The sequence below is a fragment of the Streptomyces sp. 142MFCol3.1 genome, from assembly GCF_000424945.1.
In the GTDB taxonomy this organism is placed as follows: domain Bacteria; phylum Actinomycetota; class Actinomycetes; order Streptomycetales; family Streptomycetaceae; genus Streptomyces; species Streptomyces siamensis.
The window spans coordinates 399,409-418,604 of the sequence record NZ_AUKV01000002.1 but is presented as its reverse complement, the minus strand read 5'-3'; the positions used below and the strand labels follow the sequence as shown (position 1 = coordinate 418,604).

The window sequence follows — 19,196 nt, the reverse complement described above, 5'->3', positions numbered from 1 at the left end:
GGCCGGCGACCGGGCTTCGCGCCGCGGCCGGGTTGTCGGGAGAGCTGCCGGAGATGGTCGGGGGAGCTGCCCGGTCCTCGTCCTCGGGACGCCACCGGGCATACGGAAGTTCCGTCAGGCATGCGGGAAAGCCGTCCCGCGAGGCCGGCCGTGACGCCCGGCGCGGCATGTGCTCGGACTCAGCCCAGTGGATGCGCCGCGAGCAGGTCCCCCAGGGCCTCCTCGTGCGCCGCGGCCGGGCCGAGCGAGAGCTCCAGCTGTTTGGCCCAGGCGTGGTACCGGTGCAGCGGACAGTCGGTGTCGGCGCCGAAGCCCCCGTGCAGATGCTGTGCCGTCTGCACCACCCGTCGTACGCCTTCCGAGGCCCAGATCTTGGCGACGGCCACGTCCCCGGACGCCGGGAGCGCGCCCCCCGCGCCGGTCCCGATCCGCCACGCGGCCTGCCACAGAGTCACCTCCATGGCACGCAGGTCGATGTAGCGGTCGGCGGCCTGCACGGCGACCGCCTGGAAGGTGGCGACGGGGAATCCGAACTGCTCCCGCTTGCCGGTGTATTCACTGGTCATCCCGAGCACGGCCTCCCCGAGCCCGAGCGCCAGTGCGCACGTGCCGGTGGCCAGCAGCTCATGCAGGGCATCCCAGGCGCCCTCAGCGTCGATCACATGCCGGTCGGCGATCCGCGCCGACTCCAGGCGCAGCTGTCCGAGTCGCTCGCCGGTGGTGGAGATCTGCTCGGCGAGCACGGCGCCTGCGTGGTCGCGGGGAACGAACGCGAGGACGGTCCGGTCGGCCTCCGTGTGCGCGGGTACGACGACGAGGTCGGCGTCGTACGCCCAGGGCACCGCCGTCTGGGAGCCGTCCAGCACCCACGTGTCACCGTCCCGCCGTGCCATCACGGCGCGTTCGGCCGGGTCGTGACCCGTGCGGCCACTCGCGGCGACGGTCAGGACGAGCTCGCCCCGCCCCGCGCGCTCCAGCAACTCGGCCTTCAACTCCTCGCCGCCGTACGCCTGCACGGTCACCGCCGCCGCGCTGCTCTCCAGCAGCGGTACGCGCGCGAGGACCCGCGCCGACTCGCGCAGCACCAGGCACAGGGCCACCACGTCGAGCCCCGCTCCGCCGTACTCCGTGTCGAGCAGCAGACTCAGCAGATCCGCGTCGGCGAGCTTCGCCCACAGGCCGCGGTCGAAGTCCTCGGCGACGGCGCCGGGGGTGAGCGCCGGGCTGGGCACCCCGTCCGGCGCGACCCCGGCGAACACCGCCTGCGCCGCCTCGACCGCCGCCTGCTGCTCCTCGGTGAAGGTGAAGTCCACGGGTCCTGTCCTCCCACGCGCCGGCCAACCGACCGGAGGCCCGAAGCGGGGGCAAAAGGCCTCCGGAGCCTCCGATCTGACGGAGCGTCAAGATAGAACAGGTTCTACAAGAAGGGAACGGCCGGTGCCGGCAGGCCTACCGGTCGAAGTCCAACTCCACCTTCTCCGTGGCCGGATGGGACTGGCAGGCCAGCACATACCCGGCTTCGGTCTCCTCCGGTTCCAGCGCGAAATTGCGGTCCATCCGGACCTCGCCCGAGACCAGGAAGGCCCGGCAGGTGCCGCACACGCCACCCTTGCAGGCGTACGGCGCGTCCGGCCTGTTGCGGAGCACCGCGTCCAGCAGCGACTCGCCCTCCTGGACGGGCCAGGTCCCACCGCGTCCGTCGAGCCGCGCGGTCACCGTGCTGTGTGCCGGCGCGGGGCGCGTGGAGGGGACCGCGGCGGCGGCACCGGCGTCCACGTGGAAGATCTCCTCGTGGATCCTGGTCCGTGACACCCCGAGCCCGCGCAGCGCGCGCTCCGCTCCCTGCACGAGCCCCATCGGCCCGCACAGGAACCAGCCGGCCACCCGGTCCACCGGCAGCAGGGCCGGGAGCAGTCCGGTGAGCCGTTCCTGGTCGAGCCGTCCGGTCGGCAGTCCGGCCTGCTGCTCCTCCCGGGAGAGCACCGTCACCAGCTGGAACCGCTGCGGATAACGGTCCTTGAGGTCGGCGACCTCCTCCAGGAACATCGTCGAGGCGGTCGTCCGGTCGCTGCGGACGAGGCAGAACCTCGCCTCCGGCTCCCTGGCCAGCAGCGTGGAGACGATCGACAGCACCGGGGTGATCCCGCTGCCGCCCACCACCGCCGCGTACAGCCCGGTGGCCGGCTCCAGGGTGAAACGGCCCGCCGGAGTCATCACCTCGACGTCGTCGCCGACGGCGATCTCCTTGTGCGCGTGCGTCGAGAAGGCTCCGCCGTCGACCAGCCGCACTCCGACCCGCAGGGTGTGCGGGCCCTCGTCGCCGGGTGCGGGCGCCGGTGAGCAGATCGAGTACGTACGGCGAATCTCCTCGCCGTCGATCGTGCAGCGCAGGGCGAGGTGCTGGCCGGCTGCGTGCCGGTACTCCTCGCGCAGGGCGGGCGGCACGGCGAGGGTCAGGGCCACCGAATCGTCGGTGAGCCGGTCGACCGCGGCCACCGGGAGCGCGTGGAAGCGGGCCATCACAGCTCCTTGAAGTGGTCGAACGGCTCGCGGCAGGACAGGCAGCGCCGCAGCGCCTTGCACGCGGTGGAGGAGAAGCGGCTGAGCAGCTCGGTGTCCGCCGATCCGCAGAGCGGGCAGTGGACGGGCTCGGTCTGCTGCGGGCGCGTGCCGGACGGGGTCGTCCGGGTCGGACCCAACTGGACCGTCACGGGGCCCGTGGGACGGCCGCCGCGCGGTGGCGCTATCCCGAACTCCCGCAGTTTACGGCGGCCTTCGTCGGAGATGTCGTCGGTCGACCATGCGGGGCTGAGCACCGTACGGACGGCGACCTCCCGTATGCCGTGCTCGTGAAGCACCCGCTCGATGTCCACGGACATCGCCTCGATGGCCGGGCAGCCGGTGTACGTCGGGGTCAGGTCCACCTCGACCGAGTCCGCGTCATGCACCCGTACGGCGCGCAGCACGCCGAGCTCCTCCAGGGTGAGCACGGGCAGTTCGGGGTCGGGCACGGACCCGGCCAGCCGGCGGAGCTCTTCTTCGAGAGCGGTGGTCGTCACCATGTCGCCCCCGGGTGACTGCGGTGCAGATGCTGCATCTCGGCGAGCATCCGCCCGAAGGACTCGGTGTGCAGGCCCTGTCGTCCGGCACCGGCCGTCCACGCTCCGGACGCCGGCCCCTCGGGGAGCGCGAGGGTCGCGCGGCGCAGGACGTCGCCCACGGACTCCAGCCAGGCGGCCCGCATCCCTTCCCAGTCGACGTCCACGCCCTCGACCGGCTGGAACATCTCGCCGGTGAACCGCCACAGCGCCTCGGTCGCACGCAGCATGCGCTCATGGCTGAGGTCCGTGCCGTCGCCGAGCCGCAGGGTCCACTGCTCGGCGTGGTCCTGGTGGTATTCGACTTCCTTCACGGCCTTCGCGGCGAGCGGCGCGAAGGGACCGGGGCCCTCGGCCAGCTGGGTGTACAGGAGCCGTTGGTAGGTGGAGAAGTACAGCTGGCGGGCGATCGTGTGCGCGAAGTCGCCGTTCGGCTGTTCGACGAGCTGGAGGTTGCGGAAGGCGCGCTCCTCGCGCAGATACGCCAGCTCGTCCTCGTCACCGGCCATGGACAGCAGAACCCGTGCCTGGCCCAGCAGGTCGAGCGCGATGTTGGCGAGGGCGACTTCCTCTTCGAGGACGGGCGCGTGGCCGGCCCACTCCCCCAGCCGGTGCGAGAGCACCAGGGCGTCGTCGCCCAGGGCGAGGACCGCGGCGGTCGCCGTCTCGGACGTGGAGGCGGTCACAGGTGCTTCACCCCTTCCGGGATCTCGTAGAACGTCGGGTGCCGGTACGGCTTGTCCGCGGCGGGCTCGAAGAACGGGTCCTTCTCGTCGGGCGAGGAAGCCGTGATGGCGGAAGAGGGGACGACCCAGATCGAGACGCCCTCGCCGCGGCGGGTGTACAGGTCGCGTGCGTTGCGCAGGGCCAGCTCCGCGTCCGGCGCGTGCAGGCTGCCGGCGTGCGTGTGGGAGAGGCCGCGGCGGGAGCGCACGAAGACCTCCCACAGGGGCCAGTCGTTGGTCGTCATGCTCGTGCCTTCCCGTGCTCGTCGGCCGTGCCCGCGGGCTCGTCGCCCTGGGGGCTGCCCGTGCCGTTGCTCTGCTGGTCGGTGTGTCCGGCGGGCGGCTCCGCCCGGGTGGCCTGCTTCCCCGCGTACGCCGCGGCGGCCTCCCGTACCCAGGCGCCCTGGTCGTGTGCGCGTCGGCGCTGGGTGATGCGCTGTTCGTTGCACGGGCCGTTGCCCTTGAGGACCTCCCAGAACTCCGTCCAGTCGATCGCGCCGAAGTCGTGGTGTCCCCGCTCCTCGTTCCACACGAGGTCCGGGTCGGGGAGGGTCAGGCCCAGCGACTCTGCCTGGGGCACGCAGATGTCCACGAAGCGCTGACGCAGCTCGTCGTTCGAATGGCGCTTGATCTTCCAGGCCATCGACTGCGCGGAGTGCGAGGACTCGTCGTCGGGCGGGCCGAACATCATCAGGGAGGGCCACCACCAGCGGTTCACCGCGTCCTGCGCCATCTCGTGCTGCTCGGGGGTGCCGCGGCTGAGGGCCAGCAGCAGCTCGTACCCCTGGCGCTGGTGGAAGGACTCCTCCTTGCAGATGCGGACCATCGCGCGCGCATACGGTCCGTACGAGCAGCGGCACAGGGGGACCTGGTTGGTGATCGCGGCCCCGTCCACCAGCCAGCCGATGGCGCCGACGTCCGCCCAGGTCAGCGTCGGGTAGTTGAAGATCGACGAGTACTTCTGGCGGCCGGTGTGGAGCTTGTCGAGGAGCTCGTCGCGGCCGGTGCCGAGAGTCTCGGCCGCGCTGTACAGGTACAGGCCGTGCCCGGCCTCGTCCTGGACCTTGGCCATCAGGATCGCCTTGCGGCGCAGAGAGGGCGCGCGTGTGATCCAGTTGGCCTCGGGCTGCATGCCGATGATCTCGGAGTGCGCGTGCTGCGCGATCTGCCGGACCAGGGTGGAGCGGTAGGCGTCGGGCATCCAGTCACGCGGCTCGATGCGCTCGTCCGCCGCCACCGCGGCGTCGAAAACGGCTTCGTACGCCGCCTGCGCGGCTTCGTCCCGTCCCTCCGCCTGCGCGCGGGCCGTGTGGTGCGCTGCTGCTGTCGCCATGCGGTCCCCCTCGACCTCTCTCCCGACCGACCGATCGTTCGGTTCGCTTCGAATCAATGGTCGGTCGAGCGCCGTAAGGTGTCAACCGCTGTGGAAAACCTCGTGGGCCGCACGGTGACCGCCGTGGTTCAGGAGGCTGTGCCGGACCTGCCGGTCCGAGTACGGTTCCGGTGCGGACCTCGCGGTGCTGTGCGCAGCGGTGGTACAGGTCGGGAGCGGCGTGAGCGCACGGTGCCTGCGGCCCACCGGGATTCGGGTCCGGGATCGTGAATCGGGGCGGAATTGGACGCGTACGACGAGGGACCGAAGACACGGGCGGGGGCGGACGGGCCGCCCGGCGACTCCGCCGGGGACGGGGCCGCAGGTGCCGGGGCCGGGCCCGACGGGGCCGTGGGCGACGCCCCGGCGTCCGAGAGAGCCGTGGGCGACCACGCGGAGCCTGATACCGCCGTCCGGGGTGACGCGGAGCCCGACACCGTCGCACGGGGCGATCTCGGTCCCGGTGAGCTCAATGCCCCCAGTGCTCCAGGCGGCCCCGGTGACCCGGCCCCAGGCGGTCCTGGCGGCCCCCTGGCTCCGGGCGGTCCCGGTCCCGGTCAGCCCCGCGGCGCGACCGCGGGCATAGCCGCCCTCCCTCTCCGCTCCCAGGTCGCCGCCGCCTTCGCGCTCGCCGTGGTCGCCGTGGTCACCTTTGTGCACCTCGGCATGGTCTTCCTGCACGTCGCGCCGTCGAACACGATGACCAAGCAGCACGGCCGCGCGATCGACGACTGGATCTACCCGGAGTTCGAGCAGAACTGGAAGCTCTTCGCTCCCAACCCGTTGCAGCAGAACATCTCGGTCCAGGTCCGTGCCCTGGTCCGCACCCCGGACGGCACCAGCCGCGAGACCGGCTGGTACGACCTGTCCGCCCTCGACGGCGAGGCCATCGAGGGCAATCTGCTGCCGAGCCACACCCAGCAGAACGAACTGCGCCGGGCGTGGGACTACTACGTCGGCACGCACGACAGCAAGAACCGCCCCGTGGGCCTGCGCGGCGACCTCTCCGAGCGCTATCTGCGCCGGATCGCCGTCATGCGCCTCGCCCGCGAGCACGCGGGCGGCGCCGGTGCCGTCGTCGAACGCGTCCAGATGCGTTCCAGCTCCACCAACGTGCCGGCCCCCGAGTGGAGCGAGGAGAAGGTGCCCGACAAGCCCGTCGTCCGCGAGTTGCCCTGGTGGATCGTCCCCGACAGCGACCGCGAGGGCGGGCTGACGGAGGCGAGCGCCCGATGAACCGGTTCGCCACGACGGTCTCGCGGGGCATCAGCCGGGTCACCGAGTCCGCGCTCGGCCCGTACCAGAGCGCCGTGATCCGTATCGGCTTCTCCGCCACCTGGCTGCTGTTCCTGCTGCGCGAATACCCGCACCGCCAGGAGCTGTACGGGCCCGAATCGCCGTGGAGCTGGGACTTCGCCCAGCAGTCCGTCTCGGGCAACGGCGCTTTCTCGGCACTGCTGTGGTCGGACGGCCAGGGATGGTTCGAGACCGTCTACGCCCTCGCCGTCCTCTCCAGCGCCCTGCTGCTCGTGGGCTGGCGGACGCGCACGACGTCCGTGCTCTTCATGATCGGGGTGCTGTCCCTCCAGAACCGCAGCGTCTTCATGGGGGACGGCGGGGACAACGTCATCCACCTGATGGCGATCTACCTGGTGCTCACGCGCTGCGGCCAGGTGTGGTCACTGGACGCGTGGCAGGCACGGCGCGCGCGGGAGACCCGCGCGCCGGGACGGCCTCCCGCTCTCGACCGGGTCGGGATCGCCCTGTGGGGGGTGATGTGCCTGGCGCTGGCCGCGGCCTCGCTCGCGGGCCGGCTGAGCACGGGCTGGCTGGTGATCTTCTGGGGACTGCTGGCGGTGCAGGCCCTGTGGTGGGTCGTCGGCAGCCGGGCGCGTACCGCCGAGCCGCGCATCCTGCTGGACGTCGTGGCCAACCTCGTGCACAACGCGGCCCTGGTCGTCGTCATGGCCGAGGCGTGCCTCATCTACGCGACCGCCGGCTGGTACAAGATCCAGGGCTCACGCTGGCAGGACGGCACGGCGGTCTACTACCCGCTGAACCTGGACTACTTCTCGCCCTGGCCCGCCCTGTCGCACCTGATGGCCTCCCACGGCACGATGGTGATGCTCGTGACGTACGGGACGGTCATCGTGCAGGTCGCGTTCCCCTTCACACTGTTCAACCGGCGCGTCAAGAACGTCCTGCTGGCAGCGATGATGACCGAGCACGCCGTGATCGCCGTGGTCCTCGGACTGCCGTTCTTCTCGCTCGCGATGATCGCGGCGGACGCGGTGTTCCTGCCGACCTCCTTCCTGCGGCGCCTCGGCGGATGGGCGGCACGCGGGCGTGCCGCGCTGGCCCCGGGCTACCGTCCCGCGCTGCCGGGGCCCCGGGTGCCCGAGCCCCGCTCCGGCGAGCAGAACGAGCACACGCACGTAGGCTTCACGGCATGAACGAGAGGGACGCGGACGCGCCGGAAACCACAGCCGGGGCGGACGCCGTCGACCGGACGGGGGCCTTCGCCCGGCCAGAGTCCGGCGTCGGCCCGTCCGCTGCGGACGGACCGGGCGACGAGGGTCGACCGGATGCCGTACGCACCTGGCACCGGCTAGCCGACGGCTCCGTGCTGCTCGACGGATTCCACGCCCTCAAGCACGCGGTGCGCTTCCGGGCCGACGTCCCGGTGGCCGTCACCACCGACCGGCGGGCGGCTCTGGAACTGGCCGGCGAACTCGCTCCCGACGTGCGTGACGCTCTCGAAGCGCTCCTGGCCGAGGTCCCGGAGACGACGCTGAAGGCGCTCGTGCCCCGCCCGCATCCCACCTCCGTCGCCGCGCTGGCCGTACGGCCCTCCCGTGCCGCCAACCTGGAGATCCTGGCCCGCACGCCGCGCAGCACGCCTGTGGTGGTCCTCGACAACCCCCGCAACCTGGGCAACGCGGGCGCGGTGATCCGGCTGGCCGCGGGCTTCGGCGCGACCGGAGTGGTCACGACGGGCACGCTCGACCCCTGGCACCCCACGGTCGTGCGCGGCGGGGCGGGACTGCATTTCGCGACCGCCGTGGAGCGGCTGACGGTCGACGAACTCCCACCGGGGCCGGTGTTCGCCCTTGATCCCGAGGGCGAGGACATCCGCGGTCTGAAGCTTCCCGACGACGCGGTGCTCGCCTTCGGCTCGGAGCGCACCGGGCTGTCGGCCGAACTGCGCTCCCGCGCTGACCACTTGGTGGCCCTGCCGATGCGCCCCCAGGTCTCCAGCTACAACCTCGCGACCAGTGTGGCCATGACGCTGTTCCACTGGAGCGCGACCGGGGGCGTACCGGCCTGAGCCGCTGTTACGCCTCCCGGCGCACCTCGACCACCCGGAAGCGGTTGGCCACGAACGCGCCGTCGCACAGTGCCGCGTTCGCCGCGGGGTTGCCGCCGGAGCCGTGGAAGTCGGAGAAGGCCGCCGTCTGGTTGACGTAGACCCCGCCGGTCAGGTTCAGGGAGAGCTGGGCGCACTCCTCCAGGCAGGCCTCCTGCACGGCCTGCTCGACCTCCTCGTCGGTGGTGTACGCGCCGACGGTCATCGCTCCCTTGTCCCTGATCGTCCGCCGCAGCAGCTCCACGGCGTCCGTGGCCGAGTCCATCGCCACGGCGAAGGAGACGGGTCCGAAGCACTCGTTCATGTAGGCGGCTTCGTCGTCCGGCTTGGCCCCGTCGAGCTTCACGATGACGGGGGTGCGCACGACCGCGTCCGGGAATTCGGGGTTGCTGATCTCCCTGGAGGGCAGGGCGACTTCGCCGAGACCGGCGGCGGCCTCGAGGCGCGCCTTCACGTCCGGGTTCACAATGGCGCCCAGCAGTGCGTTCGCCCGGGCGTCGTCGCCGAGCAGGCCGCCGACCGACTTCGCGAGGTCGGAGACCACCTCGTCGTAGGACTTGGGGCCCTCGTCCGTGCGGATGCCGTCGCGGGGGATCAGCAGGTTCTGCGGGGTCGTGCACATCTGGCCGCTGTACAGGGACAGGGAGAAGGCCAGGTTGGACAGCATCCCCTTGTAGTCGTCGGTCGACTCCACGAGGACCGTGTTGACGCCGGCCTTCTCCGTGTAGACCTGCGCCTGGCGGGCGTTGCTCTCCAGCCAGTCACCGAAGGCCGTCGAGCCGGTGTAGTCGATGATGCGGATCTCGGGCCGCACGGCCAGGGTCTTGGCGATGCCCTCACCGGGACGCTCGGCGGCCAGCGCCACCAGGTTCGGGTCGAAGCCCGCCTCGGCGAGCACCTCGCGCGCGACCTGGACGGTGAGCGCGAGCGGCAGCACCGCGCGCGGGTGGGGCTTGACCAGTACCGCGTTGCCCGTGGCGAGGGAGGCGAACAGGCCCGGATAGCCGTTCCACGTCGGGAAGGTATTGCAGCCGACCATCAGCGCGATGCCGCGCGGCACCGCCGTGAACTGCTTGGTGAGCGCGAGCGGGTCGCGCTTGCCCTGGGGCTTGGTCCATTCCGCGGTGTCAGGGGTGCGGACCTGCTCCACATAGGCGTACGCCACGGCCTCCAGGCCACGGTCCTGGGCGTGCGGGCCGCCCGCCTGGAACGCCATCATGAAGGCCTGGCCGCTGGTGTGCATGACAGCGTGCGCGAACTCGTGCGTCCGGTCGCTGATCCGCTTGAGGATCTCCAGACAGACCACGGCGCGGATCTCCGCGCCGGCGTCGCGCCAGGCACGCTGTCCGGCCCGCATGGCGGGCAGCAGGACGTCGATGTCCGCGTGCGGGTAGGTGACGCCCAGGGCGATCCCGTACGGCGAGGTCTCGTCGCCCACCCAGTCGTCCGTGCCGGGCTGGCCGAGGTCGAGGCGGGTGCCGAGCAAGGCGTCGAAGGCTTCCTTGCCCTCGGCCATGCCCAGGCTGCCGTGCTCTCCGTACGCCTTGGGGTGCTCGGGGTGGGGGGACCAGTACGCGCGTGTGCGGATCGCTTCCAGCGTCTGGTCGAGGGTGGGCCGGTGCTGGGCGATCAGCTGGTGCGCGGTGAGTTCGGCGGCCATCAAGGACCAACTCCTCGTCTCAAGAGCTCTTCTTTGAGCCCACGAGCTGGGCAGGAATGGACGGACAGAGTTAGAGTAACCGAACGATCGGTCGGGACAAGGGGGTCCGCCGCATCTGTGGAAAACCCCGTGCGGGAGGATCGCGCACATGACAGCTATCGACCTCAGCAGCCCCGTGGCCGTCGTCGGCACCGGCACCATGGGCCAGGGCATCGCCCAGGTCGCGCTGGTAGCGGGCCATCCGGTGCGGCTCCACGACGCGCTTCCCGGGCGGGCCGAGGCGGCCGCCGAAGCGATCGGCGCCCGGCTCGACCGGCTCGTCGAGAAGGACCGGCTGACCGGCGCCGAGCGGGACGCCGCGCGCGCCCGGCTGCGCCCTGCCCGAGACCTCGCCGAGCTGGCGGACTGCGCGCTCGTCGTCGAGGCCGTCCTGGAGCAGCTCGACGCGAAGCAGCAGCTGTTCCGGGAGCTGGAGGACGTCGTCGGCGAGGACTGCCTGCTCGCCACGAACACCTCCTCCCTCTCCGTGACGGCCATCGGTGGCGCCCTGCGCAGCCCCGGCCGCCTGGTCGGGCTGCACTTCTTCAACCCGGCTCCCCTGCTGCCGCTGGTCGAGGTGGTCTCCGGCTTCGCCACCGACGTCACGTCGGCCACGCGCGCGTACGAGACGGCCCGCGCCTGGGGGAAGACCCCTGTCGCCTGCGCGGACACCCCCGGCTTCATCGTCAACCGCATCGCGCGGCCCTTCTACGCCGAGGCCTTCGCCGTCCACGAGGCGCAGGCCGCCGACCCGGCCACGATCGACGCGGTCCTGCGCGAGTCGGGCGGGTTCCGGATGGGGGCGTTCGAGCTGACCGACCTGATCGGCCAGGACGTCAACGAATCCGTCACGCACTCCGTGTGGCAGTCCTTCTTCCAGGACGTGCGCTTCACGCCCTCGCTCGCCCAGCGGCGCCTCGTCGAGTCGGGCCGGCTCGGCCGCAAGTCCGGCCACGGCTGGTACGACTACGGGGACGGCGCGGGGCCCGCCGAGCCGCACACCGCGGAGAAGGCGCAGCCGCCCGCGTACGTCGTGGCCGAGGGCGATCTGGGCCCCGCCGCGGAGCTCCTGGACCTGATACGCGAGGCCGGCATACAGGTCCGCGAGGACGAGGAGGACCACGGGACCCGCCTCGTACTGCCCGACGGTGGCCAGCTGGTCCTCGCCGACGGCCAGACCTCGGTCGAGTTCCGCGACGTCGTCTACTTCGACCTCGCGCTCGACTACCGGAAGGCGACCCGGATCGCCCTCTCCGCTTCGCAGGACACCGCTCCCCGGACGCTCTCCGAGGCCGTCGGCCTCTTCCAGGCGCTCGGCAAGGACGTCAGCGTCATCGGGGACGTGCCCGGCATGATCGTCGCCCGTACGGTGGCCCGGATCGTCGACCTCGCGCACGACGCCGTCGCCAAGGGTGTGGCCACCGAGGAGGACATCGACACGGCGATGCGCCTCGGCGTGAACTACCCGCTCGGCCCCTTCGAATGGTCCCGCAGGCTGGGCCGGAGCTGGGCGTGCTCCCTGCTGGACGACCTGCACCAGCGGGACCCCTCCGGGCGCTACGCGCCGTCCCTCGCGCTCTACCGCCACGCGTACGCCACCGAGAAGCGGGAGGGCACCTCATGACCACCGCCAAGCGCGACACCTACACGCCGGAGACGCTGCTCTCCGTCGCCGTGCAGGTCTTCAACGAGCGTGGCTACGACGGCACCTCCATGGAGCACCTCTCCAAGGCGGCCGGCATCTCCAAGTCCTCGATCTACCACCATGTCGCGGGCAAGGAGGAGCTGCTGCGCCGCGCCGTCAGCCGCGCCCTCGACGGCCTCTTCCGGATCCTCGACGAGGAGCACGCGCGCGAGGGGCGTGCCGTGGAGCGCCTGGAGTACGTCGTGCGGCGCATGGTCGAGGTGCTCACGGCCGAGCTGCCGTACGTGACGCTGCTGCTGCGGGTGCGCGGCAACACGGACACCGAGCGGTGGGCCCTGGAGCGGCGCCGTGACTTCGACCACCAGGTGGCCGCACTGCTGAAGGCGGCCGCCGCCGAGGGCGACGTGCGCCCGGACGTGGAGGTCCGGCTGGCGACCCGGCTGGTCTTCGGGATGATCAACTCGATCGTGGAGTGGTACCGGCCGGACGGCCGGGGCATGGGCGAGCGCGAAGTGGCCGAAGCGGTCGTGCAGTTGGTCTTCGGCGGACTGCGCAAGGAGTCCTGAGGACCCCCGGTGCCGCGAGGCTCAGCCCTCCGGCTCCAGGTCCTCCTCCTCGAACACCAGCAGCGTGCGTGTGCTGAGCACCTCCGGGATGGCCTGGAGACGGGTGAGCACCAGTTCGCGCAGCGCCCTGTTGTCCGGCGTGTGCACCAGCAGCAGGACATCGAAGTCGCCGCCCACCAGCGCGATGTGGGAGGCCCCCGGCAGCAGCCGCAGCTGCTCGCGCACGGTGCGCCAGGAGTTCTGCACGATCTTGAGGGTGATGTAGGCCGATGTGCCCTGCCCCGCGCGCTCGTGGTCGACACGGGCACCGAAGCCCCGGATCACGCCGTCCTCGATGAGGCGGTTGATCCGCGCGTAGGCGTTGGCCCGCGACACATGGACCCGTTCGGCCACGGAGCGTATCGACGCGCGACCGTCCGCCTGGAGCATCTGCAGGATGTCCTGATCGATGGCATCGAGCGGTCGGGCGGGCGGCGGGAGCGGGCCGGCCCCCGGTGGCTCGGCCATTTGTTCAGGTGCCATGTCCCCCCGCCTCCCTACCATGGACGTACTGCGTCCATCTCAGGCTGTGCAGAACCGTTTGTCCACAGCCTGGCGGCGCCTGTAGCCAAAATGTGCCGACGACCGAACAATCGGTAGGTGAGGCGCGTCACACCCGTGAGGCGTCCGAAGCCGCTCCCACGAGGAGGTGCCGTCATGACGGTCATGGAGCAGCGAGGCGCTTACCGGCCAACGCCGCCGCCCGCCTGGCAGCCCCGCACCGACCCCGCGCCGCTGCTGCCCGACGCGCTGCCGTACCGCGTCCTCGGCACCGAGGCAGCCGCGCAGGCCGACCCGGGCCTGCTGCGCAGGCTGTACGCGGAGCTGGTGCGCGGTCGCCGTTACAACACGCAGGCCACCGCCCTGACCAAGCAGGGCCGTCTCGCCGTGTACCCCTCCAGCACCGGCCAGGAGGCCTGCGAGGTCGCAGCCGCACTCGTCCTGGAGGAGCACGACTGGCTCTTCCCCAGCTACCGCGACACCCTCGCGGCCGTGGCCCGTGGCCTGGACCCGGTCGAGGCCCTCACGCTCCTGCGCGGGGACTGGCACACCGGGTACGACCCGCGTGAGCACCGCATCGCGCCGCTGTCCACCCCGCTCGCCACCCAGCTTCCGCACGCCGTGGGCCTCGCGCACGCCGCGCGCCTCAAGGGCGACGACGTGGTCGCGCTCGCCCTGGTCGGCGACGGCGGCACCAGCGAGGGCGACTTCCACGAGGCACTGAACTTCGCCGCGGTGTGGCAGGCCCCGGTCGTCTTCCTCGTGCAGAACAACGGCTTCGCGATCTCCGTACCGCTCGCCAAGCAGACCGCCGCCCCGTCGCTGGCCCATAAGGCCGTCGGCTACGGGATGCCGGGCCGCCTGGTCGACGGCAACGACGCGGTGGCGGTGCACCAGGTGCTCGGCGAGGCCATCGCCCACGCGCGCGCGGGCGGCGGTCCGACGCTCGTCGAGGCCGTGACCTACCGCATCGACGCCCACACGAACGCGGACGACGCCACCCGCTACCGGGGCGACGCCGAGGTCGAGACCTGGCGGGCGCACGACCCGATCGCGCTCCTGGAACGCGAGTTGACCGAGCGCGGCCTGCTCGACGACGAGGGCGTACGGGAGGTCCGTGAGGACGCCGAGACGATGGCCGCGGACCTGCGCGAGCGCATGAACCAGGACCCGGTGCTCGACCCCATGGACCTGTTCGCCCACGTCTACGCCCAGCCCACCCCTCAGCTCCTGGAGCAGGAAGCACAGTTGAGGGCGGAACTCGACGCCGAGGCGGACGGTCCGCACCACCACGGGCCCGAAGGAGCCGGCCGATGACCACCGTTGCCCTGAAACCGGCCACCATGGCCCAGGCCCTCGGCCGCGCGTTGCGTGACGCCATGGCCGAGGACCCGGCGGTCCACGTCATGGGCGAGGACGTCGGCACCCTCGGCGGCGTCTTCCGGGTCACCGACGGGCTCGCCAAGGAGTTCGGCGAGGACCGGTGCACGGACACCCCGCTCGCCGAGGCCGGCATCCTCGGCACCGCCGTCGGCATGGCCATGTACGGCCTCAGGCCGGTCGTCGAGATGCAGTTCGACGCGTTCGCCTATCCGGCCTTCGAGCAGTTGATCTCGCATGTGGCGCGGATGCGCAACCGCACGCGGGGCGCCATGCCGCTGCCGATCACCATCCGCGTCCCGTACGGCGGCGGTATCGGCGGTGTCGAGCACCACAGCGACTCCTCCGAGGCGTACTATATGGCGACTCCGGGGCTCCATGTCGTCACGCCCGCGACGGTCGCCGACGCGTACGGCCTGCTGCGCGCCTCCATCGCGTCCGACGACCCGGTCGTCTTCCTGGAACCGAAGCGGCTGTACTGGTCGAAGGACTCCTGGAACCCGGACGAGCCCTCGGTCGTGGAGCCGATCGGCCGCGCGGTGGTGCGCCGCCCGGGCCGCAGCGCCACGCTCATCACATACGGGCCGTCCGTTCCCGTCTGCCTCGAAGCCGCCGAGGCCGCACGCGCCGAGGGCTGGGACCTCGAAGTCGTCGACCTGCGCTCACTGGTGCCGTTCGACGACGAGACGGTCGCCGCGTCGGTGCGGCGCACCGGCCGCGCGGTGGTCGTGCACGAGTCGGGCGGCTTCGGCGGCCCCGGCGGCGAGATAGCGGCGCGGGTCACCGAGCGCTGCTTCCACCACCTGGAGGCACCGGTGCTGCGCGTCGCCGGGTTCGACATCCCGTATCCGCCGCCGATGCTGGAGCGGCACCACCTGCCCGGCGTCGACCGGATCCTGGACGCCGTGGGGCGCCTGCAATGGGAGGCGGAGAGCTGATGGCCCAGGTGCTGGAGTTCAAGCTCCCCGACCTCGGGGAGGGTCTCACCGAGGCGGAGATCGTCCGCTGGCTGGTGGAGGTCGGTGACGTCGTCGCGATCGACCAGCCGGTCGTCGAGGTCGAGACCGCCAAGGCGATGGTCGAGGTCCCCTGTCCCTACGGAGGTGTGGTCACCGCCCGCTTCGGCGAGGAGGGCACGGAACTGCCCGTCGGGGCACCGCTGCTGACCGTCGCCGTGGGCGCGCCGGCTCCCTCCGCGCAGGACGGCGGCGACACCGCGGCCGACGAGGGATCGGGCAACGTACTGGTGGGGTACGGCACGGGCGCGCCTCCGGCGCGGCGCAGGAGGGTGCGGCCGCCCACGGGCGCGGCTCCGGTTCGCCGGACCACCGGTCCGTCCGCGGGCGGGAACCGCAACGGGACGCCCGTTCCGGCGGGCCGCGAGGCGGCGCCGGCCGCGCACCCGCATGCCGATGGCCCCGTCCCCGTCATCTCCCCGCTCGTCCGCAGGCTCGCCCGGGAGAACGGGCTGGATCTGCGGGAGTTGGCGGGCTCCGGCCCCGACGGCCTGATCCTGCGGGCGGACGTCGAGGACGTGCTGCGCGCGGGCAGCGGGCGGGCTCGGACGCCCTTGCCGGCGTCGGCGTCTCCCGCTGCCGCTTCCGAGGGAATCCTGCACACCCCGCCCTCGTCCCGCGGGGCGGCCCTGCCCGTCGCGCCGGTGCCCGCGGGGGCACCGTCCTCCGCGCACGGCCTGCGCGTGCCCCTCCGGGGTGTCCGCGGTGCCGTCGCCGACAAGCTCTCCCGCAGCCGTCGCGAGATACCCGACGCGACCTGCTGGGTGGACGCCGACGCGACGGGACTCATGCAGGCGCGTGCCGCGATGAACGCGGCCGGCGGTCCGAAGATCTCCCTGCTCGCGCTGCTGGCCCGGATCTGCACGGCCGCGCTGGCGCGCTTCCCCGAGCTCAACTCGACCGTCGACATGGACGCCCGCGAGGTCGTCCGGTTCGACCAGGTGCACCTGGGCTTCGCCGCGCAGACCGAGCGGGGGCTCGTCGTCCCCGTCGTCCGGGATGCGCACACGCGGGACGCGGAGGGGCTGAGCGCGGAGTTCGCCCGGCTGACGGAGGCCGCCCGGACCGGGTCCCTGACACCGGCGGACCTCACGGGCGGCACCTTCACGCTCAACAACTACGGAGTGTTCGGCGTCGACGGTTCCACGCCGATCATCAACCACCCCGAGGCCGCCATGCTGGGGGTCGGCCGGATCGTCCCCAAACCGTGGGTGCACCAGGGCGAGCTTGCGGTGCGGCACGTCGTCCAGCTCTCGCTCACCTTCGACCACCGGGTCTGCGACGGCGGCACGGCGGGCGGTTTCCTGCGCTACGTGGCGGACTGCGTGGAACAACCGGCGGTGCTGCTGCGGACCCTCTAGCGCTTTTCGGGTCTGCCATCCCCGTCCACATGCTGTGCGCGGGGGTGGCAATGATCCTTCGGGCGCTCATACTCGGGGGATGACCGCCTACGAGCCACCGGGCCGCTTTGGCCCCTCGGTGGCCCCCGGACTGCCGGGTACGCCCTACCGCGTAGCCGCGTACGACGCCGTCGTGCTCGCGGGCGGCGGCGCGCGGCGGCTCGGCGGCGCGGACAAGCCCGGAGTGCGGGTGGGCGGCCGGGCGCTGCTCGACCGGGTGCTGGCGGCCTGCGCCGACGCCGCCACGACGGTGGTCGTGGCCGAGCCCAGAACCACCGCGCGTCCTGTGGTGTGGGCCCGCGAGGACCCGCCCTGCGGGGGGCCGCTCGCGGCGCTGGACGCGGGCCTGAGCCACACCTCCTCCGAACACGTCCTGGTGCTCTCCGCCGATCTGCCCTTCCTCGACGAGGGGACGGTGGGACGCCTGCTGGACGCCCTTCGCCCCGAGGGTGCCCCGGCGCCCTCAGGAGGCCCCGACGCCGCCCCCGCGCAGGCCGCCGTGCCGGACGGCGTGCTGCTCGTCGATGACGACGGGCGTGATCAGCCGCTCGTCGCCGCCTATCGGGCGTCGGCCCTGCGCCGCGAACTGACCGCGCTCGCCGCCGCTCACGGTGGTCTCACCGGGCTGCCGCTGCGGCGGCTCGTCGCCGCGCTCGACCTCACCCGCATCTCCGACCCGGTCGCGTCCTTCGACTGCGACACCTGGGACGACATCGCCGCCGCACGGGCACGCATCAGGGAGCATGGACACGTGTTGGATGAATGGATCTCCGTAGTCAAGGACGAGCTGGGCATCGACCTGGACGTCGACACCGGCGCACTGCTCGACCTGGCCCGGGACGCCGCGCACGGCGTGGCCAGGCCCGCCGCCCCCCTGACCACCTTCCTCGTGGGATACGCCGCCGCACAGGCAGGTGGAGGCCCGGACGCGGTGGCCGAGGCCGCCCGCAAGGCCGCTGCGCTGGCGCTGCGTTGGGCGGACGAGGACACCACCGACGCCAAGCCGGACGCCGGATGACGGCCGCCCGCACCCCGGACAGTCAGGAGGCGGACGACCTCGATGTCGAGGAGGCCCTCGCCCTGGTGAAGCCGGAGACCAGGACGGCCGCCGGGACCGGTTCCGTGCCCGCCCCCGTGCCCGAGGGCGGGTCGAAGGCAGGCAGGTCCGACGCGCACCACAAGGCCACGCCCTGGCCCGAGGCCCGCGTCGTCGCCGAACGCGCCGCCCGTGCGCTGCCGCGCCGGACCCCTGTCTCCGTGCCCCTCGACGCCTCGCTCGGCCTCGTCCTCGCCGCCCCCCTCACCGCGCTCACGGACCTCCCCTCCTTCGACACCTCCGCGATGGACGGATGGGCGGTCGCGGGACCCGGGCCCTGGGAGGTCCGGGAGGAAGGGGTGCTCGCCGGACAGGCGGAGCCGGAGGCGCTCACGGACGGCGAAGCGGTGCGGATCGCCACCGGGGCCCGTATCCCGCAGGACGCCACGGCCGTCATGCGCAGCGAGCACGGGCGGATCGACGACAAGGGCCGGCTGTTCGCGACCCGGGAAGTCGTGCACGGGCAGGACATCCGCCCGCGTGGCCAGGAGTGCCGTACGGGCGACCAGTTGCTCCCGGCCGGTGTGGTGATCACCCCCGCCGTGCTGGGTCTCGCGGCGGCCGCCGGATACGACACGCTCGCCGCCGTTGCCCGCCCACGCGTCGAAGTCCTGGTCCTCGGGGACGAGTTGCTCTCTTCGGGGCTGCCCCAGGAGGGGCGCATCAGGGACGCGCTCGGCCCGATGCTGCCGCCATGGCTGCGGGCGCTCGGCGCCGAGGTCGTCGCGGTGCGCCGGCTCGGCGACGACGCCAAGGCATTGCACAAGGCGATCACCGGCTCCTCGGCCGACCTGGTGGTCACCACCGGTGGCACCGCCGCGGGTCCTGTCGACCACGTGCACCCCACCTTGCACCGCATCGGTGCCGAACTGCTCGTGGACGGCGTCAAGGTGCGCCCCGGTCATCCCATGCTGCTGGCCCGTACCAAGGAGGACCAGCATCTCGTCGGCCTGCCCGGCAACCCCCTGGCCGCCGTTTCCGGGCTCCTGACGCTCGCCGAACCCCTGCTGCGCACCCTTGCCGGACGCGTGGCCCCCGAGCCCTACACGCTGCCCCTCCAGGAAGCCGTGCACGGCCACCCGTACGACACCCGGCTCGTCCCCGTGGCGCTGCGTGCCGACCGGGCCGCTCCGCTGCACTACAACGGCCCGGCGATGCTGCGGGGCATCGCGGCGTCCGACGCCCTCGCCGTGATCCCGCCGGGCGGGGCACGGGCGGGGCAGGAGCTCGAACTCCTGGACCTGCCCTGGGCAACCGCGGGTATCGACGTGTGCGTCACATGACTCCGGGCG

General features: G+C 72.4%; 18 protein-coding genes. 10 read left to right on the top strand and 8 right to left on the bottom strand.

Annotated elements, in window-relative coordinates:
• Positions 1–179: 179 nt before the first annotated feature.
• From H305_RS0104420 to paaA, 6 genes are all read right to left on the bottom strand, one after another.
• Positions 180–1,313, bottom strand: coding sequence for an acyl-CoA dehydrogenase family protein (locus H305_RS0104420; protein WP_028799351.1), 1,134 nt, complete (start codon positions 1,311–1,313; stop codon positions 180–182).
• A 136-nt stretch (positions 1,314–1,449) separates the two neighbouring features.
• Positions 1,450–2,520 (bottom strand): 2Fe-2S iron-sulfur cluster-binding protein, encoded by a 1,071-nt coding sequence (locus H305_RS0104415; RefSeq protein ID WP_028799350.1) that lies wholly within the window; start codon positions 2,518–2,520, stop codon positions 1,450–1,452.
• The gene (gene paaD, locus H305_RS0104410; protein WP_028799349.1) at positions 2,520–3,062 is read right to left on the bottom strand and encodes a 1,2-phenylacetyl-CoA epoxidase subunit PaaD; all 543 of its coding nucleotides are present in this window, start codon (positions 3,060–3,062) and stop codon (positions 2,520–2,522) included. Before paaD ends, H305_RS0104415 begins: the two co-directional genes overlap by 1 nt.
• The gene (gene paaC / locus H305_RS0104405; protein WP_028799348.1) at positions 3,056–3,784 is read right to left on the bottom strand and encodes a 1,2-phenylacetyl-CoA epoxidase subunit PaaC; all 729 of its coding nucleotides are present in this window, start codon (positions 3,782–3,784) and stop codon (positions 3,056–3,058) included. Before paaC ends, paaD begins: the two co-directional genes overlap by 7 nt.
• Positions 3,781–4,068: a 1,2-phenylacetyl-CoA epoxidase subunit PaaB gene (paaB, locus tag H305_RS0104400; RefSeq protein ID WP_028799347.1), complete on the bottom strand. Its 288-nt coding sequence runs from the start codon at positions 4,066–4,068 to the stop codon at positions 3,781–3,783. The genes paaC and paaB overlap by 4 nt, the downstream gene beginning before the upstream one ends.
• Positions 4,065–5,156 (bottom strand): 1,2-phenylacetyl-CoA epoxidase subunit PaaA, encoded by a 1,092-nt coding sequence (gene paaA, locus H305_RS44435; RefSeq protein ID WP_234020613.1) that lies wholly within the window; start codon positions 5,154–5,156, stop codon positions 4,065–4,067. Before paaA ends, paaB begins: the two co-directional genes overlap by 4 nt.
• Before the next feature lie 282 nt (positions 5,157–5,438).
• On the opposite strand from paaA, the gene H305_RS0104390 reads away from it, so the two are divergent.
• From H305_RS0104390 to H305_RS44430, 3 genes are read left to right on the top strand one after another with little or no spacing between them, the layout of a single operon-like run.
• On the top strand, positions 5,439–6,431 hold the full coding sequence (locus tag H305_RS0104390) for a DUF5819 family protein (protein WP_028799346.1): 993 nt from the start codon (positions 5,439–5,441) through the stop codon (positions 6,429–6,431).
• Entirely contained in the window at positions 6,428–7,648 is a 1,221-nt protein-coding gene (locus H305_RS0104385) for an HTTM domain-containing protein (protein ID WP_028799345.1), read from the top strand. Before H305_RS0104390 ends, H305_RS0104385 begins: the two co-directional genes overlap by 4 nt.
• A complete protein-coding gene (locus H305_RS44430) occupies positions 7,645–8,523 on the top strand; it encodes a TrmH family RNA methyltransferase (RefSeq protein WP_234020612.1) in 879 nt (292 codons plus the stop codon). Before H305_RS0104385 ends, H305_RS44430 begins: the two co-directional genes overlap by 4 nt.
• 7 nt (positions 8,524–8,530) lie before the next feature.
• On the opposite strand, the gene paaN is transcribed toward H305_RS44430, so the two are convergent.
• The gene (gene paaN / locus H305_RS0104375) at positions 8,531–10,222 is read right to left on the bottom strand and encodes a phenylacetic acid degradation protein PaaN (RefSeq protein ID WP_028799344.1); all 1,692 of its coding nucleotides are present in this window, start codon (positions 10,220–10,222) and stop codon (positions 8,531–8,533) included.
• A 148-nt stretch (positions 10,223–10,370) separates the two neighbouring features.
• Here paaN and H305_RS0104370 point away from each other — a divergent pair, with 148 nt between their 5' ends.
• Entirely contained in the window at positions 10,371–11,885 is a 1,515-nt protein-coding gene (locus H305_RS0104370) for a 3-hydroxyacyl-CoA dehydrogenase (protein ID WP_028799343.1), read from the top strand.
• Positions 11,882–12,472, top strand: coding sequence for a TetR/AcrR family transcriptional regulator (locus H305_RS0104365; protein WP_028799342.1), 591 nt, complete (start codon positions 11,882–11,884; stop codon positions 12,470–12,472). Before H305_RS0104370 ends, H305_RS0104365 begins: the two co-directional genes overlap by 4 nt.
• A gap of 21 nt (positions 12,473–12,493) precedes the next feature.
• Here H305_RS0104365 and H305_RS0104360 read toward each other — a convergent pair whose 3' ends face one another.
• Entirely contained in the window at positions 12,494–12,979 is a 486-nt protein-coding gene (locus H305_RS0104360) for an Lrp/AsnC family transcriptional regulator (RefSeq protein ID WP_028799341.1), read from the bottom strand.
• A gap of 189 nt (positions 12,980–13,168) precedes the next feature.
• Between H305_RS0104360 and pdhA the strand changes: the two genes are divergently transcribed.
• From pdhA to H305_RS0104335, 5 genes are all read left to right on the top strand, one after another.
• Complete coding sequence (gene pdhA / locus H305_RS0104355) at positions 13,169–14,329, top strand: pyruvate dehydrogenase (acetyl-transferring) E1 component subunit alpha (RefSeq protein WP_028799340.1); 1,161 nt, start codon at positions 13,169–13,171, stop codon at positions 14,327–14,329.
• The gene (locus H305_RS0104350; protein ID WP_028799339.1) at positions 14,326–15,330 is read left to right on the top strand and encodes an alpha-ketoacid dehydrogenase subunit beta; all 1,005 of its coding nucleotides are present in this window, start codon (positions 14,326–14,328) and stop codon (positions 15,328–15,330) included. Before pdhA ends, H305_RS0104350 begins: the two co-directional genes overlap by 4 nt.
• Positions 15,330–16,769: a dihydrolipoamide acetyltransferase family protein gene (locus H305_RS0104345; protein ID WP_028799338.1), complete on the top strand. Its 1,440-nt coding sequence runs from the start codon at positions 15,330–15,332 to the stop codon at positions 16,767–16,769. Before H305_RS0104350 ends, H305_RS0104345 begins: the two co-directional genes overlap by 1 nt.
• Before the next feature lie 79 nt (positions 16,770–16,848).
• Positions 16,849–17,826 (top strand): DUF6457 domain-containing protein, encoded by a 978-nt coding sequence (locus tag H305_RS0104340; RefSeq protein ID WP_028799337.1) that lies wholly within the window; start codon positions 16,849–16,851, stop codon positions 17,824–17,826.
• On the top strand, positions 17,823–19,187 hold the full coding sequence (locus tag H305_RS0104335; RefSeq protein ID WP_028799336.1) for a molybdopterin molybdotransferase MoeA: 1,365 nt from the start codon (positions 17,823–17,825) through the stop codon (positions 19,185–19,187). The genes H305_RS0104340 and H305_RS0104335 overlap by 4 nt, the downstream gene beginning before the upstream one ends.
• The last annotated feature ends 9 nt before the right edge of the window (positions 19,188–19,196 follow it).